8 protein-coding genes are annotated in these 15,757 nt (G+C 69.1%); 6 read left to right on the forward strand and 2 right to left on the reverse strand.

Annotated elements, in window-relative coordinates; genetic code table 11:
- Positions 1 to 14: 14 nt before the first annotated feature.
- Complete coding sequence (locus tag FHS08_RS09645) at positions 15 to 2,648, reverse strand: DUF4062 domain-containing protein (protein ID WP_167038416.1); 2,634 nt, start codon at positions 2,646 to 2,648, stop codon at positions 15 to 17.
- Positions 2,649 to 2,766: 118 nt separating this feature from the next.
- On the opposite strand from FHS08_RS09645, the gene FHS08_RS09650 reads away from it, so the two are divergent.
- The 4 genes from FHS08_RS09650 to FHS08_RS09665 all read left to right on the forward strand — a co-directional run bounded on the left by FHS08_RS09650 (position 2,767) and on the right by FHS08_RS09665 (position 13,491).
- Positions 2,767 to 4,317 carry an RHS repeat-associated core domain-containing protein gene (locus FHS08_RS09650; RefSeq protein ID WP_167038418.1) on the forward strand — a complete coding sequence of 517 codons (1,551 nt, stop codon included), beginning with the start codon at positions 2,767 to 2,769 and terminating at the stop codon, positions 4,315 to 4,317.
- A gap of 982 nt (positions 4,318 to 5,299) precedes the next feature.
- Positions 5,300 to 8,797: a DNA-directed RNA polymerase subunit beta gene (rpoB, locus tag FHS08_RS09655; RefSeq protein ID WP_167038420.1), complete on the forward strand. Its 3,498-nt coding sequence runs from the start codon at positions 5,300 to 5,302 to the stop codon at positions 8,795 to 8,797.
- Positions 8,798 to 8,838: 41 nt separating this feature from the next.
- Positions 8,839 to 12,708 (forward strand): DNA-directed RNA polymerase subunit beta', encoded by a 3,870-nt coding sequence (gene rpoC, locus FHS08_RS09660; RefSeq protein WP_167038422.1) that lies wholly within the window; start codon positions 8,839 to 8,841, stop codon positions 12,706 to 12,708.
- Between the two features lie 150 nt (positions 12,709 to 12,858).
- A complete protein-coding gene (locus tag FHS08_RS09665) occupies positions 12,859 to 13,491 on the forward strand; it encodes a hypothetical protein (protein WP_167038424.1) in 633 nt (210 codons plus the stop codon).
- An 18-nt stretch (positions 13,492 to 13,509) separates the two neighbouring features.
- Here FHS08_RS09665 and FHS08_RS09670 read toward each other — a convergent pair whose 3' ends face one another.
- The gene (locus FHS08_RS09670) at positions 13,510 to 14,118 is read right to left on the reverse strand and encodes a hypothetical protein (RefSeq protein ID WP_167038426.1); all 609 of its coding nucleotides are present in this window, start codon (positions 14,116 to 14,118) and stop codon (positions 13,510 to 13,512) included.
- A 219-nt stretch (positions 14,119 to 14,337) separates the two neighbouring features.
- Between FHS08_RS09670 and FHS08_RS09675 the strand changes: the two genes are divergently transcribed.
- Together FHS08_RS09675 and FHS08_RS09680 are read left to right on the forward strand one after the other, a co-directional pair.
- Positions 14,338 to 15,222 (forward strand): ABC transporter, encoded by an 885-nt coding sequence (locus FHS08_RS09675; RefSeq protein WP_167038428.1) that lies wholly within the window; start codon positions 14,338 to 14,340, stop codon positions 15,220 to 15,222.
- A gap of 4 nt (positions 15,223 to 15,226) precedes the next feature.
- Positions 15,227 to 15,715: a hypothetical protein gene (locus tag FHS08_RS09680; RefSeq protein ID WP_167038430.1), complete on the forward strand. Its 489-nt coding sequence runs from the start codon at positions 15,227 to 15,229 to the stop codon at positions 15,713 to 15,715.
- Positions 15,716 to 15,757 lie beyond the last annotated feature (42 nt).

Raw genomic sequence — 15,757 nt, forward strand, 5'->3', positions numbered from 1 at the left:
CGGCCGAGCGGATCTCACCAGTTCGCGAGGTTGTCCTCGAGGGTCGTGCGCTGCTCGTCGGGGATCGCGAGGGCGATCGCCTCGGGCACGCGCATCTCCGCGCCCGCAGCCTCTCCCGCGGCGACGGCGGCGGGATCGGTCGACCGTACGGCCTCGAGGTGCGGAGTGTGCACAGTGAAGGCCTCCACGTCGAACACGCCGATGCGGTGGCGGATGGCGGCAGCCGCCGCCGACAGCGCGCCCGCGCGCCACGCCTCGCCGTCGAGCGCGGCGATCGCGCACAGCCCCTCCAGCCCGTAGGCGACGCCCTCCTCGTGGTGCAGCGCGACCGACAGCTTGAGCGTGCGCACCAGCTCGTCCTCCGCGCCGTCGAGCTCGCCGCGCAGCAGCTGCAGACGCGACAGCTGGTTGCTCGCGATCGACGCGGTGAACAGGTCGCCGCCCGCGTCGGCGACGGCCTTCGCACGGTCGAAGTGCTCGCCGGCGCCGTCGGCGTCGCCCGTCCGCCACTTCAGGCGGCCGAGCGAGACCTCCGTGATGGCCTCGGCCCAGCCGTTTCCCAGCGCGCGGAGCCTGTCGACGGCGGCGGCGAGCTCTTCGGCGGCCTTCCCGACGTCCGGCTCGGGCAGCTGCACCCGCGCCGTCGCACGTGCGGCCGTGGCCATCGCCGCGGCATCCTCGTCGCCGCTGTCCGTGAACAGCCGAACACACTCGGCGAGCCCCGCGACCACCCCCTCCGACGGGTGCTGCCACAGCTCGCCCCAGAGCGCGAAGAACCACGCGACTGCGCGCGTGTGCTGCGTGATGGGCTGCTGCTTGCCGAGCAGCTCCAGCATCCACACCCGGACTTCGGCGAAGAACCCCGCGATCCACCAGTAGATGAGCAGGCTCCAGGCGAAGTCGCCGGCGTCGTCGAGACGGTCCGTGTAGATGAGGTGCCGCACGGCCGCCCGCAGGTTCGGCAGCTCGAGCCCCAGCCGTGCGACGGCCTCCGCCTGGCGGGCGCCGCGCAGACCGGGCGCGATGCTCGTGACCAGACCCGTGTAGTAGTCCGCGTGCGCCATCCGGACGGCGTCCGCCTGGCCCGTCTCCTTGAGCCGCCCGATCGCGTACTCGCGCACGATCGACAGCAGCGACAGCACCGACCGTCCGTCGATCTCGGTCTGCTTGACGAGCGACCCGTCGATGAGGGCTGCGATGCCGTCCATCCCGCGGCCGTCCCAGACGCGGTCCGCGGCCGCGCCGAGTGCCTCGACCGCTTCGAGCGTGAACCTCGTCGCGAAGACGCCGAGGTCTTCCAGGAGGGCGCGCTGCTCGGGTGGCAGCAGGCTCACGCTCCACTCGATCGTCGCGCGCATCGTCCTGTGCCGCTCGGGCAGGTCGCGCACCGCCGCCGTCAGCAGCGGAAGGCTCTGTTCGAGGCGCTGCGCGATGCCGTGCGGGGGGAGCAGGCGGATCTTCGCCGCCGCGAGCTCGATCGCCAGCGGCAGCCCCTCGAGCCGGCGGCAGATCGCGCTGACGTCGGCGGCGTTCTCCTCCGTCAGCTCGAAGCCCGGCTTCGCGGCCTGCGCGCGATCGACGAAGAGCGCGACGGCCGTCGAGCGCCGCGCCCGCTCGAGCGTGTCCTGCGCGCCGTCCGGCGTCGTAAGGGCGGCGACCTCGTACACCTGCTCGCCGCGGATGCGCAGCACGATGCGGCTCGTCACGAGGAACGTCGCGGTCGGCGCGACGGTGTACAGGCGCACGAGCACGGGGGCGGAGTCGACGACCTGCTCGAAGTTGTCGAGCACGATGAGCACGCGCCGGTCCGCCAGCGCGTGCGAGATGCGCTCCTCGAGCGCGGCCTCGCCGTTGTCGCGGATGCCGAGGGTGTACGCGATCGTCGGGAGGAGCAGTCCGGGTTCGAGCACGCCCTCGAGGAGGACGAAGTAGACGCCGTCGGGGAAGAGGTCCTCCGTCGCGATGGCCGTCTCGATCGCGAGCCGGCTCTTGCCGATGCCGCCGGGTCCGATGAGGCTGACGACGCGGTCCTGCCCCTTGGCCAGAAGCGTACGGACGGCCGCGATGTCCTGCTCACGTCCGATCGTCGTCGTGTAGGGCACGGGGATGCGCGCGACGAGCGACGGCACGGCGTCGGCCGGCTCGAGATCGGGGTCGGGCAGGCGCGACTCGTCGAATCGCTCGGCGAGCAGCGTCGCCAGGTCGTCGGCGATCCGCTCCTGCAGCTCGTCCGCCGAGCGGAACGGCAGGTAGGCGGCGGTGTCGTCGGTCTGGATGCGGGCGATGAGTTCTTTGAGGCGTTGGTCGCGGTTGTCGGCGGTTTTGATGTAGATGAGTTTGGGCATGCCGGGTGGGGCGAGGTCGTATTCGTCTTCGAGTCCGGAGATGGTCTGGTCGGGGGCGATCCAGCCGTAGCTTTCGGCGTAGATGCCGACGAACACGTCGGATTGTTCGAGGTAGGCGCGGTAGAGCTCTCGTGGGGGGTGGGGGCGGGCGCCGAGTTCGAACATGACGGGGGCCAGGTGCATGCGTTCGATGGCGGTGCGGGCGGCGCGGCGTTCTTCTGCGAGCTCGCGCAGCGTCGAGCTGACGAACACCCGGAGCCGCTGATCGGGAGTGCGGATCACCGGGCGCGAGGCCCCAGTCATGTGCATATACTGGCCCGCCCCGGCGGCGAGCGCACCTCCCTCGGCCGATCGGCCGCCCGCAGGCTCGCGTGCGGCCTGTGGGGTCGCACTGTCGCCACGAAGACATCGGCGACACCGGGTGCTCGCCGGAGTCGCTCACAACGGCGGCGCCGCGCTCGGTTCGATCACCCGCGACCCCGCCGGGCGGGTGACGGGTCAGATCTGGACGTTCCCGTCGTCGGCGACGATTGCCGACACCGTGAAGCGCTCGCAATCCGGGCGCATCGTGCAGGAGTCCGTCACACGCGGGTCGGTGTCGTATACGTCGACCTACGGATATGACGGGGCGGGGCGTCTTGTGTCGGCGGTGATTCCGGGGCATCAGCTCACCTACGGGTTCGAGGGCTCGGGCGGGTGCGGGGTGAACACGGCGGCGGGCGCGTCAGGGAACCGCACGTCTCTGGTGGACGTGTACACGCCTGCGGGGTCGGCGACGCCGCAGACAACCTCGACGCAGTACTGCTACGACTGGGCGGATCGACTCACCTCGACCGCCGTGACTGGTCTCGTGGCGGGGGCGAACACGGTCGCGGACGGGCTGGCTGCGTCCGAGATCGTCTACGACCAAGCGGGGAACACGACCCGGCTGGCCGACATGCAGTTCAGCTATGACGCAGCCGGACGGCATGCGGGCACGACATACACGGGCGGCACGACCGTGGCCGTGAAGCGGGACGCGGCCGGCCGGATCGTGTCGGGCACGTCCGACCCGGCGGGTTCGGCGCCGGCGTCCACGGTGACCTACTTCTTCGACGGGGCAGGGGATGTGGCGTGGGGGCAGAGGACCGGAACGACGGTGTCTCGCACCGCGGCGCTGCCCGGCGGGGTGACGGTAACGGCGACGTCGACGACGTCGGCGACGTGGTCGTACCCGAGCCTGCAGGGGCACGCGCTGGCGACCGGCCCCGGCAGTTCGACTGGGAGTCTGCTGTTGACCGATCCGTACGGGCAGCCGCTGGATGCGGCGACCCTGGCGATCGGCACCGCCGCCGCGGACGACACCGGGCAGGTCACGGGCAACACCGGTTGGCACCAGGCGGCGCTGAAGGTCGCTGACACGGCCGGGTCGACCCTGCTGATCGAGATGGGCGCTCGCCTGTACGTGCCCAACCTGGGCCGGTTCCTGCAAGTGGACCCGATCGAAGGCGGCGTCGACAACGACTACACCTGGCCCACCGACCCCATCGGCAAGAACGACCTCACTGGGCGAGCGTGGTGGAATGACGTGCTGAGCGGATCGGCAACACTGGTGCGAGACCTCGGTGCATGGGCCTATGAGAACCGTAGCTTCTTGGCACACACTGCCTTGTCGATCGGTGCTGGCATCCTGACCGTCGCTCTTACTACGGCAGTGTGCGCTGGTACGGCAGGCTTGGGCTGTGCAGTTGCCGCGGGTGCTGCGATCTCGATGATGGTTCAGGTTGTGCCTCATTTTGCGCTCGACAAGGCGATGGGCGTTCGCACGTCTCCCGCTGATGCTGTCTCGTACGTGGCAGGATCAGCACTCCGCGGCGGCATAGGTGTGCCGCGGTCCATCGTGACCAAGACCGTCGTACAAGCCACGAAGCAGACCGCAAAGACAGTGACACGAGTTGTCGGTGGCTTTCTCCGCAGCCTCGTGGTGTTCTAGGTGTAGGAAGGGCTCAGCTAGTGAACGTTGAGAATGGTCCTGATGCTTCGATGAAGCTGACGGGATGGAGGCTCGTGCTCTGGGCGGCCACTCTGCCTTTGGCGAGCGTTCTGCTCCTGTTGGCTACGAGTGGCGTCGGCTTCCCCTTCACTCTCGGCGCTGGGCTGGTGCTTGTTGCACTGTGGGGGCTCGGAGAGCTATTCCTGCGACGCCGAGGCGCGCGGAAGGGCTAGGCCGTGCTGCTATAGGTGAATCGCCCTGGGTTTCGTTCCGTTCTTGAAGCAAGGAGGGAACACGATGAACCAGGAGTACTCTCCCGAGATGCGTGAGCCTGCGTCCTGCCCGGCGTCCGCGCGCCAGTTGCGCGACAAACTGCTCATCCCCGAGATCAACTGGCTCGATCGCTGTGGACCATGCAGCCAGCGACATCACCGCGCATCGTGAGGGACTGCTGCACGGATAGGTGACAGGTCGTAGTCACGCCATCTTCGGTTCCGCCCACCAAATGCGCCGAGTCGTGGCCATGTTCGAAGCGCAGACCGCGTGATCCCAGTCCGGGTGCGATCGTGGACGGTGAATCGCCCTGGGGTTCGCTCCGTTCTTGAAGCAAGGATGGAACACGATGAATCAGAAGTACTCTCCCGAGATGCGTGAGCGTGTGCTGCGGATGCTCGATGAGGCCAAGCCGGGCACCCGAACCTGATGACCGCGGTCTGGCTCGTCTAGAGAACTCGAGGCTCGGCATCCGGGTTATACCGCAGCATCCGAAACTCGTCAAGAATCGGACTGGACACGGCGGTTCATCCTGCGTATAGTGGGTAGTTGCGCTCTTGGATTCCCCCTGCCCTCATATGGTGGTCGGCTGTGCCCTCGCAACCCCCGCAAATCGCGGCGTGTGGTGCGAAGGCTGTAGGGGACGAATGAGCACTCCACCCTGACGACAAGGAAACGAGCCCCGCCCGGGCCCACGGAGGTAATCCCCTTGGCTGCTGCGCGCAACGCATCCAACCCCACCACCCCCAAGAACGGACGCGGAGCATCCCGCCTCTCGTTCGCCAAGATCTCCGACACGCTGACGGTCCCCGACCTTCTCGCGCTGCAGACCGAGTCCTTCGACTGGCTCGTCGGCAACGAGGCCTGGAAGGCGCGCGTCGCCGAGGCCAAGGCCGCCGGCCGCACCGACGTGCCCGAGATCAGCGGCCTCGAGGAGATCTTCGAGGAGATCTCCCCGATCGAAGACCTGAGCGAGACGATGCAGCTCTCGTTCACGAACCCCTACCTCGAGCCCGAGAAGTACTCGATCGACGAGTGCAAGGAGCGCGGAAAGACGTACGCCGCCCCGCTCTATGTCGAGGCCGAGTTCATGAACCACCAGACCGGTGAGATCAAGACTCAGACGGTCTTCATGGGCGACTTCCCCCTGCAGACCGGCAAGGGCACGTTCATCATCAACGGCACCGAGCGTGTCGTCGTGTCGCAGCTCGTGCGTTCGCCCGGCGTGTACTTCGACCGCACGCCCGACAAGACGAGCGACAAGGACATCATCTCGGCGCGCGTCATCCCCAGCCGCGGTGCGTGGCTCGAGTTCGAGATCGACAAGCGCGACCAGGTCGGCGTCCGCATCGACCGCAAGCGCAAGCAGTCCGTGACGGTCTTCCTCAAGGCGCTGGGCCTGACGAGCGAGGACATCCTCAACGAGTTCGCGGGCTTCGAGTCGATCGAGGAGACCCTCTCGAAGGACACGATCCTCTCCAAGGAGGACGCGCTCCGCGACATCTACCGCAAGCTCCGTCCGGGTGAGCAGGTCGCCGCCGAGGCCGCCCGCGCGCTCCTGGACAACTTCTACTTCAACCCGAAGCGCTACGACCTCGCGAAGGTCGGACGGTACAAGATCAACCAGAAGCTCGGGCTCGACGCCCCGCTCAGCGACTCGGTCCTGACGGTCCAGGACATCGTCGCGACGATCAAGTACCTCGCGCGCCTGCACCGCGGCGACGTCGTCTTCGACGGCATCCGCGCCGGACAGCCCGCCGAGATCCGACTCGACGTCGACGACATCGACAACTTCGGCAACCGTCGCATCCGCGCCGTCGGCGAGCTCATCCAGAATCAGGTCCGCACGGGCCTGTCGCGCATGGAGCGCGTCGTGCGCGAGCGCATGACGACGCAGGACATCGAGGCGATCACGCCGCAGACCCTGATCAACGTGCGCCCCGTCGTCGCCGCGATCAAGGAGTTCTTCGGAACGTCGCAGCTGTCGCAGTTCATGGACCAGAACAACCCGCTCGCGGGTCTGACCCACAAGCGCCGCCTGTCGGCGCTCGGCCCCGGCGGCCTGTCGCGCGAGCGCGCGGGCGTCGAGGTGCGTGACGTCCACCCGTCGCACTACGGCCGTATGTGCCCCATCGAGACCCCGGAAGGCCCCAACATCGGCCTCATCGGCTCGCTTGCCTCGTTCGCGCGCATCAACGCGTTCGGCTTCATCGAGACGCCGTACCGCAAGGTCGTCGCGGGCAAGGTCACCGACCAGATCGACTACCTCACGGCATCCGAGGAGAGCGACTACATCGTCGCGCAGGCCGGCGCCGAGCTGAAGGCCGACGGGCACTTCGCGCAGGAGCGCGTCCTCGCCCGCCGCGGCCAGGGCGGCGAGGTCGACCTGTTCCACGCCGACGAGATCGGCTACATGGACGTCTCGCCGCGCCAGATGGTCTCGGTCGCGACGTCGCTCATCCCGTTCCTCGAGCACGACGACGCGAACCGCGCCCTCATGGGCGCGAACATGCAGCGCCAGGCCGTTCCGCTCCTGCGCTCGGAGTCGCCCGTGGTCGGCACGGGCATGGAGGGCTTCGCGGCCATCGACGCCGGTGACGTGGTCACGGCCGAGAAGGCCGGTGTCGTGACCGAGGTCTCGGCCGACGTCGTGACGGTCCAGCTCGACGAGGGCGGCACGCAGGACTACTTCCTGCGCAAGTTCGACCGCTCCAACCAGGGCACGTCGTACAACCAGCGCGTCGTGGTCTCGGCCGGCGACCGCGTCGAGAAGGGCGAGGTCATCGCGGATGGCCCGGCGACGGAGAACGGCGAGCTCGCGCTCGGCAAGAACCTCCTCGTCGCGTTCATGACGTGGGAGGGCCACAACTTCGAGGACGCGATCATCCTCAGCCAGGACCTCGTGAAGGACGACACCCTCTCCTCGATCCACATCGAGGAGTACGAGGTCGACGCCCGCGACACGAAGCTCGGCAAGGAGGAGATCACGCGCGACCTGCCGAACGTGAGCCCCGACCTGCTGAAGGATCTCGACGAGCGCGGCATCATCCGCATCGGCGCCGAGGTGCGCCCCGGCGACATCCTCGTCGGCAAGGTCACGCCGAAGGGCGAGACCGAGCTGTCGGCCGAGGAGCGCCTGCTCCGAGCGATCTTCAACGAGAAGAGCCGCGAGGTGCGCGACACGTCGCTGAAGGTCCCCCACGGCGAGCAGGGCACGATCATCGCGGTGAAGGAGTTCAACGCGGAGGACGGCGACGACGAGCTCGGCTCGGGCGTCAACCGCCGGGTCGTCGTCTACATCGCCCAGAAGCGCAAGATCACCGAGGGCGACAAGCTCGCCGGCCGCCACGGGAACAAGGGCGTCATCGCCAAGATCCTCCCCGTCGAGGACATGCCGTTCCTCGCGGACGGCACGCCGGTCGACGTCATCCTGAACCCGCTCGGCATCCCCGGCCGCATGAACTTCGGCCAGGTGCTCGAGACCCACCTCGGGTGGATCGCGCAGCAGGGCTGGAAGGTCGAGGGCGCCCCGAAGTGGGCCGCACACCTGCCCGAGGAGGCCCGCGAGGCCGCCCCCGGCACGAAGGTCGCGACCCCCGTGTTCGACGGCGCGTTCGAGGAGGAGATCGCGGGTCTGCTCGACTCGACGCTCCCCACGCGCGACGGCGAGCGGCTCATCGACTCGACGGGCAAGACGACGCTGTTCGACGGCCGCTCCGGCGAGCCGTTCCCGGCGCCCATCTCGGTCGGCTACATGTACATCCTGAAGCTGCACCACCTCGTCGACGACAAGATCCACGCTCGGTCGACGGGTCCCTACTCCATGATCACGCAGCAGCCCCTGGGCGGTAAGGCCCAGTTCGGCGGCCAGCGGTTCGGCGAGATGGAGGTGTGGGCCCTCGAGGCCTACGGCGCCGCGTACGCGCTCCAGGAGCTCCTCACGATCAAGTCCGACGACATCCTCGGCCGCGTCAAGGTGTACGAGGCGATCGTCAAGGGCGAGAACATCCAGGAGCCCGGCATCCCCGAGTCGTTCAAGGTGCTCATGAAGGAGATGCAGTCGCTCTGCCTGAACGTCGAGGTGCTCTCGGCGGACGGCACGGCTGTCAACCTCCGCGACACCGACGACGACGCGTTCCGCGCGGCGGAGGAGCTCGGCATCAACATCTCGAGCCGCTTCGAGTCCTCGTCGATCGACGAGATCTGATCCGGCCAGGCAACGAACAGAATTCCGACACAGGAGAACTAGTGCTCGAATCAACCACTTTCGATCAGCTTCGCATCGGCCTGGCCACCGCTGACGACATCCGTCGTTGGTCCTACGGCGAGGTCAAGAAGCCCGAGACGATCAACTACCGCACGCTCAAGCCCGAGAAGGACGGCCTCTTCGGCGAGCAGATCTTCGGACCCTCCCGCGACTGGGAGTGCGCCTGCGGCAAGTACAAGCGCGTCCGCTTCAAGGGCATCGTCTGCGAGCGATGCGGCGTGGAGGTCACCAAGTCCTCCGTCCGCCGCGAGCGCATGGGCCACATCGAGCTCGCCGCGCCCGTCACGCACATCTGGTACTTCAAGGGCGTCCCGTCGCGCCTCGGATACCTGCTCGACATGGCGCCGAAGGACCTCGAGAAGGTCATCTACTTCGCTGCGTACATGGTGATCTCGGTCGACGAGGAGGCTCGCCACCGCGACCTGCCGACGCACGAGAACAACATCCGCCTCGAGATCAAGAACCTCGGCGACCGCCGCGACGCGAAGATCGCGACGCGTCTGGCCAAGCTGGAGGAGGAGCTCGCGGCGCTCGAGGAGGAGGGCGCCAAGGCCGACCAGAAGAAGAAGGTCAAGGACGCCGCCGAGAAGGACATGGCCTCGATCCGCAAGAACGCGGACGACCAGATCACGCGTCTCGAGAAGGTGTGGGAGGACTTCCGCACGCTCGAGGTCGGCGCGCTCAAGGGCGAGGACGAGATCTTCCACGAGCTCCAGGACCGCTTCGGCCAGTACTTCGAGGCCCACATGGGCGCCGAGTCGATCAAGCGTCGCCTCGAGGCGTTCGACCTGGCCGCCGAGGCCGAGAGCCTGCACCTGCAGATCTCGGAGGGCAAGGGCCAGCGCAAGATCCGTGCGATCAAGCGCCTCAAGGTCGTCAACTCGTTCCTGCAGACGGGCATGAGCCCGGCCGCCATGGTGCTCGACGTCGTCCCGGTGATCCCGCCGGAGCTGCGCCCGATGGTCCAGCTCGACGGCGGCCGCTTCGCGACCTCCGACCTGAACGACCTCTACCGTCGCGTCATCAACCGCAACAACCGCCTCCGCCGTCTCATCGATCTCGGCGCGCCCGAGATCATCGTCAACAACGAGAAGCGGATGCTGCAGGAGGCCGTCGACGCGCTGTTCGACAACGGCCGCCGCGGCCGCCCCGTCACGGGCACGGGCAACCGTGCGCTCAAGTCGCTGTCCGACATGCTCAAGGGCAAGCAGGGCCGGTTCCGCCAGAACCTGCTCGGCAAGCGCGTGGACTACTCGGGCCGATCTGTCATCATCGTCGGACCGCAGCTCAAGCTCCACCAGTGCGGCCTCCCCAAGCAGATGGCGCTCGAGCTGTTCAAGCCGTTCGTGATCAAGCGCCTGATCGACCTCGGTCACTCGCAGAACATCAAGGCGGCCAAGCGCGCCGTCGAGCGCACGCGTCCCGAGGTGTGGGACGTGCTCGAGGAGATCATCCGCGAGCGCCCCGTGCTGCTCAACCGCGCGCCCACGCTCCACCGCCTCGGCATCCAGGCCTTCGAGCCGCAGCTCGTCGAGGGCAAGGCCATCCAGCTGCACCCGCTCGTCTGCGCCGCGTTCAACGCGGACTTCGACGGCGACCAGATGGCCGTGCACCTGCCGCTGTCGGTCGAGGCCCAGGCCGAGGCCCGCATCCTGATGCTCGCCTCGAACAACATCCTCAAGCCCTCGGACGGCCGCCCGGTGACCCTGCCCTCGCAGGACATGATCATCGGTCTGCACCACCTGACGACCGTCAAGCAGGGCGCCAAGGGCGAGGGCCGCGTGTTCGGCTCGGTCGGCGAGGCGATCCTCGCCAAGGACGAGGGCACCCTCGACCTGCAGGCCAAGGTCCGCATCCGCATCCCGGGTCTGACGTTCCTCGAGGGCGAAGGCCCCGACGGGTATGAGCGCCACGGCCTCGTGGACGCCTCGCTCGGCCAGGCGATCTTCAACGACACGCTGCCCAAGGGCTACCCGTTCGTGCGCGAGCAGGCCGACAAGGGCAAGCTGTCGCAGATCGTGAACAAGCTCGCCGAGGAGTACCCGAAGGTGGAGGTCGCGGCATCCCTCGACCGCATCAAGGACGCCGGCTTCTACTGGGCCACCCGCTCGGGTGTCACCGTGGCGCTGAGCGACATCCTGACGCCGCCCAACAAGGGCGAGATCGTCGCGGGCTACGAGAAGCAGGCCGCGAAGGTCCAGGCGCAGTTCGAGAAGGGTCTCACGACCGACGCCGAGCGTCGCCAGGAGCTCATCAAGATCTGGACCGAGGCGACGGATGCCGTGCAGAAGGCGATGCGCGACAACTTCCCCGAGGACAACACGATCAACCGCATGGTGTCGTCGGGTGCTCGTGGAAACTGGCTGCAGATCCGCAACATCGCGGGCATGCGCGGTCTCGTGAACAACCCGAAGGGTGAGATCATCCCCCGTCCGATCATCTCCTCGTACCGCGAGGGTCTGTCGGTGGCGGAGTACTTCATCGCGACGCACGGTGCCCGCAAGGGTCTGGCCGACACGGCCCTCCGTACGGCCGACTCGGGCTACCTCACGCGTCGCCTCGTGGACGTCTCGCAGGATGTCATCATCCGTGAGGACGACTGCGGGACGACGAAGGGCCTCGAGCTCCCGATCGCGGCCGCCGGCATCGACGGCGTCCTCGTGAAGGACCCGAACGTCGAGAACTCGGTGTTCGCGCGCACGCTCGCGGAGCAGGTCGTCTCGCCCTCGGGCGAGGTGCTGGCGGATGCCGGCGACGACGTGGGCGACATCCTGATCAACAGGCTCGTCGAGGCCGGCGTCGAGACCATCAAGGTCCGCTCCGTCCTCACGTGCGACTCGGCCGTCGGCGTCTGCGCGCAGTGCTACGGCCGTTCGCTCGCGACCGGCAAGCTCGTCGACATCGGCGAGGCGGTCGGCATCATCGCCGCCCAGTCGATCGGCGAGCCCGGCACGCAGCTGACGATGCGCACGTTCCACACGGGTGGTTCGGCCTCGGCCGACGACATCACGCAGGGTCTTCCCCGCGTGCAGGAGCTCTTCGAGGCCCGCACCCCCAAGGGTGCGTCGCCGATCGCGGAGGCCGACGGCCGCATCACGATCGATGAGACCGACCGCGCCAAGAAGGTCATCCTGACGCCCGACAACGGCGACGAGCCGCACGTCTACCCCGTGCTCAAGCGCGCGACCCTGCTGGTCGAGGACGGCCAGCACGTCACGGTCGGCCAGCCGATCCTGGTGGGCACGCTCGACCCCAAGGAGGTCATGCGCGTCCAGGGCGCCCGCGAGGTGCAGAAGTACCTCGTGAACGGCGTGCAGGGCGTCTACCGCTCGCAGGGTGTGCCGATCCACGACAAGCACATCGAGGTCATCGTGCGCCAGATGCTGCGGAAGGTCACCGTGGTCGACCACGGCGAGACGACGCTGCTCCCGGGCGAGCTGGTGGACTTCAAGCGCTACCAGAACATCAACCGCGAGGCCGTGGCAGAGGGCAAGCGCCCCGCGTCGGGCCGCCCGGAGCTGATGGGCATCACGAAGGCGTCGCTCGCGACGGAGTCGTGGCTGTCGGCGGCGTCGTTCCAGGAGACGACCCGCGTCCTGACGCAGGCCGCCATGGAGGGCAAGAGCGACCCGCTCCTGGGCCTCAAGGAGAACGTCATCATCGGAAAGCTCATCCCCGCCGGCACGGGCCTTGCGAAGTACCGCAACGTCACGGTCGAGGCGACGGAGGAGGCCAAGAGCGAGCGGTACCCCAACCGCATCTTCGCCTCGGACGGCGCGTACAGCGACGCCGACCTGAGCTACGTCGACTTCGACAGCTTCTCGACGGACGACTTCACGTCGTACAACTGAGCACGATCTCAGCGCGCACGGATGCCTCGGCATCCTGAGCGGTGACGGAAGGGCCCCGGTTCGCCGGGGCCCTTCTGCATCCCCAAGCCCTGCGCGCCGCGGGTGTCGAGTCCGCGCTCGGTCGTACCGTGGAGGGGGGAGGAGACGGTCATGGCACGGATCCCTGGGCGCAATCCGTGGCTCGCGTGGCCCGCGGGCATCGTGTGCGCCGCAGTCGTCGCGACGCTCGCGTGGCTCGCCCTTCCGATGGTGCCGGTCGTCGTCGCGTGGGTCGGCGAGTCGCTGCGCACGGCGACGTCGCCGCCGGTCGCAGCGCCCGTCGAGCCGAGCCGGGCGCCGCTGCTCGAGATCGCGGAGTCGGACGATGCGATCGACTGCCGCCGGCTCTATCCCGACGACCTGTGGGTCGAGCTCGCCTGGCGGCCCGAGGCGCTGCTGTCGCAGGACTTCTCGGCGCCCTCGACGAGCGTCGCGTCGCTGACGGACGCGCTCGCCCCGCAGGTGCGCGTCACGTGCCGCTGGCGGTTCGACGGCGGGGGCGGGATCTCCTCGACGCTGGCGAGGGTCGCGAGCGACTCCGCTGCCGTCGTGGAGGCCGCGCTGCAGGGCGAGGGCTTCTCGTGCGAGACGGCCGGCGCCGTGCTGCGCTGCCGTCGCGCGCAGGGCGGCGCCGTCGAGGAGCACGCCGTCTCGGGCGACCTCTGGCTGTCGTCCGTCGAGACCGGCCGCGTGCCGGAGGACTACGGCGCGCGCCTCGCCGAGGGGCTCTGGGGAGCGGGCTGACGGCGCGTGGGGCGCGCCTCAGGCGAACACGTGGTCGACGATGCTCGCCGTGTACCCGCTCGGCGACAGGTTCGAGTACGTCGTGTCGATGAGGATGCCGTCCCGCCAGTACAGGGTGCGGCCATCGGTGACGGGATACGTCGGATTGGGCCACTGCTTCTCGCAGCGTGTGCCCGTGTCGGGCTGGTAGCACGTGAACGCCTGATCGGTCATGAGCGCGTTGAGCATGTCGAGCGCGGGGCCGCGGCCGACCTTCGAGATGACCGTCGTGAGCCCCGTGGAGTCGGCGCCGGGCTGCGCCCAGATGCACTTCAGGCTCCCGTCGGACTGCACGCCCGACAGGCCCCACGCGGGGTCGTTGAGGGGGATGCCCTCGAGCTGCGACAGCACGGACTCCGAAAGGATGGCCCGGCAGTCGGTCGGCACGGCGACGCTCGCGGCGGCCGTCGAGGTCGGATCGGGCGTCGGCGTGCCGGTCGCCGTCGAGTCCGGGCCCGGCGTCCCTGTCGAGGTCGAGCTCTCCGAGCCGCCCGGCGCGGGGGAGTCCGGCGCGCATCCCGCGAGTGCGACGGCGAGCAGGACGGATGCCGCGATTCCTGCGAGGACGGGGAGGGGATGCCGGGTCATGACGCCACGATACCTGCGCCCTCGCGTGCCCCCGTCGCGGCGCCCCGGGCTGTGGGGCGGGCGGGCCGCGGCATCCGCACCCCCTTCGCGGAGACGTCCTCGAGCAGTGTGCGACAGACACCGGGATGCGAAACGGACGGCACGCCTCACCGGTTCCTGCGCTCGGGCGGGTTAGCCTCACGATGTCGGGGATCGGCCCCCGCGTGAGGAGTGCAAGCGATGAGTGACTCGAACTCGCCGATCGGCGAACCCGTCGAGGAGCCCACGGCCGCGGATGACGTCGTCGGCAACGTCGAGGACTCCCTCGCCGAAGCCGAGGCCGCCGGCCAGGCCGCCGTGTCGGACTCGTCCGCCGAGCTCTCCGAAGACCTGTACGGCCCGATCGAGCCCGACTCCCTCGACGACCTGCCCCGCGCCTCCGAGACCGCGACGACCGCGTACGAGGCGCCCGTGTACGACCCCGCAGCCGAGACGGTCGTCGTCACGCCCAGCGAGCCCGTCGTCGTCCCCCCTGCGGCGGTCGCTCCGCCCGTCGCGCAGCCGATCTTCGTGCAGGCCCCCGAGGCGCCCCGCCCCAAGGGCAACCGCGGCGCGGCCGGCGCGATCGGCCTGCTCGCCGCCCTCGCCTTCGGCGCTCTGTACCTCGCGGCGCGCCTGGGCTTCGGCGCCATCACGGGCGACGTGACGGGCGAGAACGCGGGGTCCAAGGCGCTCGAGGCGGTCGGCACGTGGGAGCTGTGGATTCCCGTCGTCGTCTTCTTCATCGCGTTCTGGCTGCTGGGCGCCATCATCAACCGCGGACGCTGGGGGCACTGGGTCGTCTTCGGCCTCCTCGTCGGCATCGCCGCGTACGGCGGTCACATCCTCGGTCAGCTGTTCCAGGCGCCGTTCTGGATGCTCACCGCCCGCCAGGGCGCCGACCTCGTCGATGCGCAGCTGCTCGCCCCGCTCGCCATCGCGGCGTTCGTCATCGGCCGCGAGCTCACGATCTGGTTCGGCGCGTGGGTCGCGGCTCGGGGCAAGCGCGTGACCGAGCTCAACCTCGAGGCGCAGCGCGAGTACGAGCGCACGCTCGAGGCCGGCCCGCAGCTCGTCCGCTCCTAGCCGGATGTCCGCGCCCGCGCCGCAGGGGGTCCGTCCCCTCGTCGCCCTGGGCTTCGCGACGGTCGCGTTCATCGCGCTCCTGATCTTCGGGCTCGGGATGCTGAGCCTCCTCCTCGATGCCGACGTCATCGGCGTCCCGGGTCTCGGGCAGGTCCCCGGCGTCGTCGGCACCGTGCTCGCGACGGCTTCGTTCGCCGCCGTGCTGTGGGCGGGGCTGCGGCGCGCGGGAGCGGGGCTGCGGCCCTCGTTCCTGGGCGCGCTGTGGTGCGCCGTCGCCGCGTTCCTGGGGTACGTCCTCGGCGTGTGGCTCGGCGCCGTGTTCTCGGGGTCCGACCTGGCGGCGTCAGCCGCTGCGGCGGGCGGCGTGGCCGCGGGGTGGTTCGGCGCGGTCGTCGCGGGCGCCGGCTTCGTCGCCGGCTGGGGCGGCATCGCCCTCGTGCGCACACGAGCGGGCCGCCCGCGCTGGCCGTGGGAGAGCGACGACGACGAGTGACTCCGAGCGGGTCGTCCGGCGACGAGCCGACCGCGCCGCGTG

The organism is Microbacterium ulmi, assembly GCF_011759705.1.
Classification (GTDB): Bacteria; Actinomycetota; Actinomycetes; order Actinomycetales; family Microbacteriaceae; genus Microbacterium; species Microbacterium ulmi.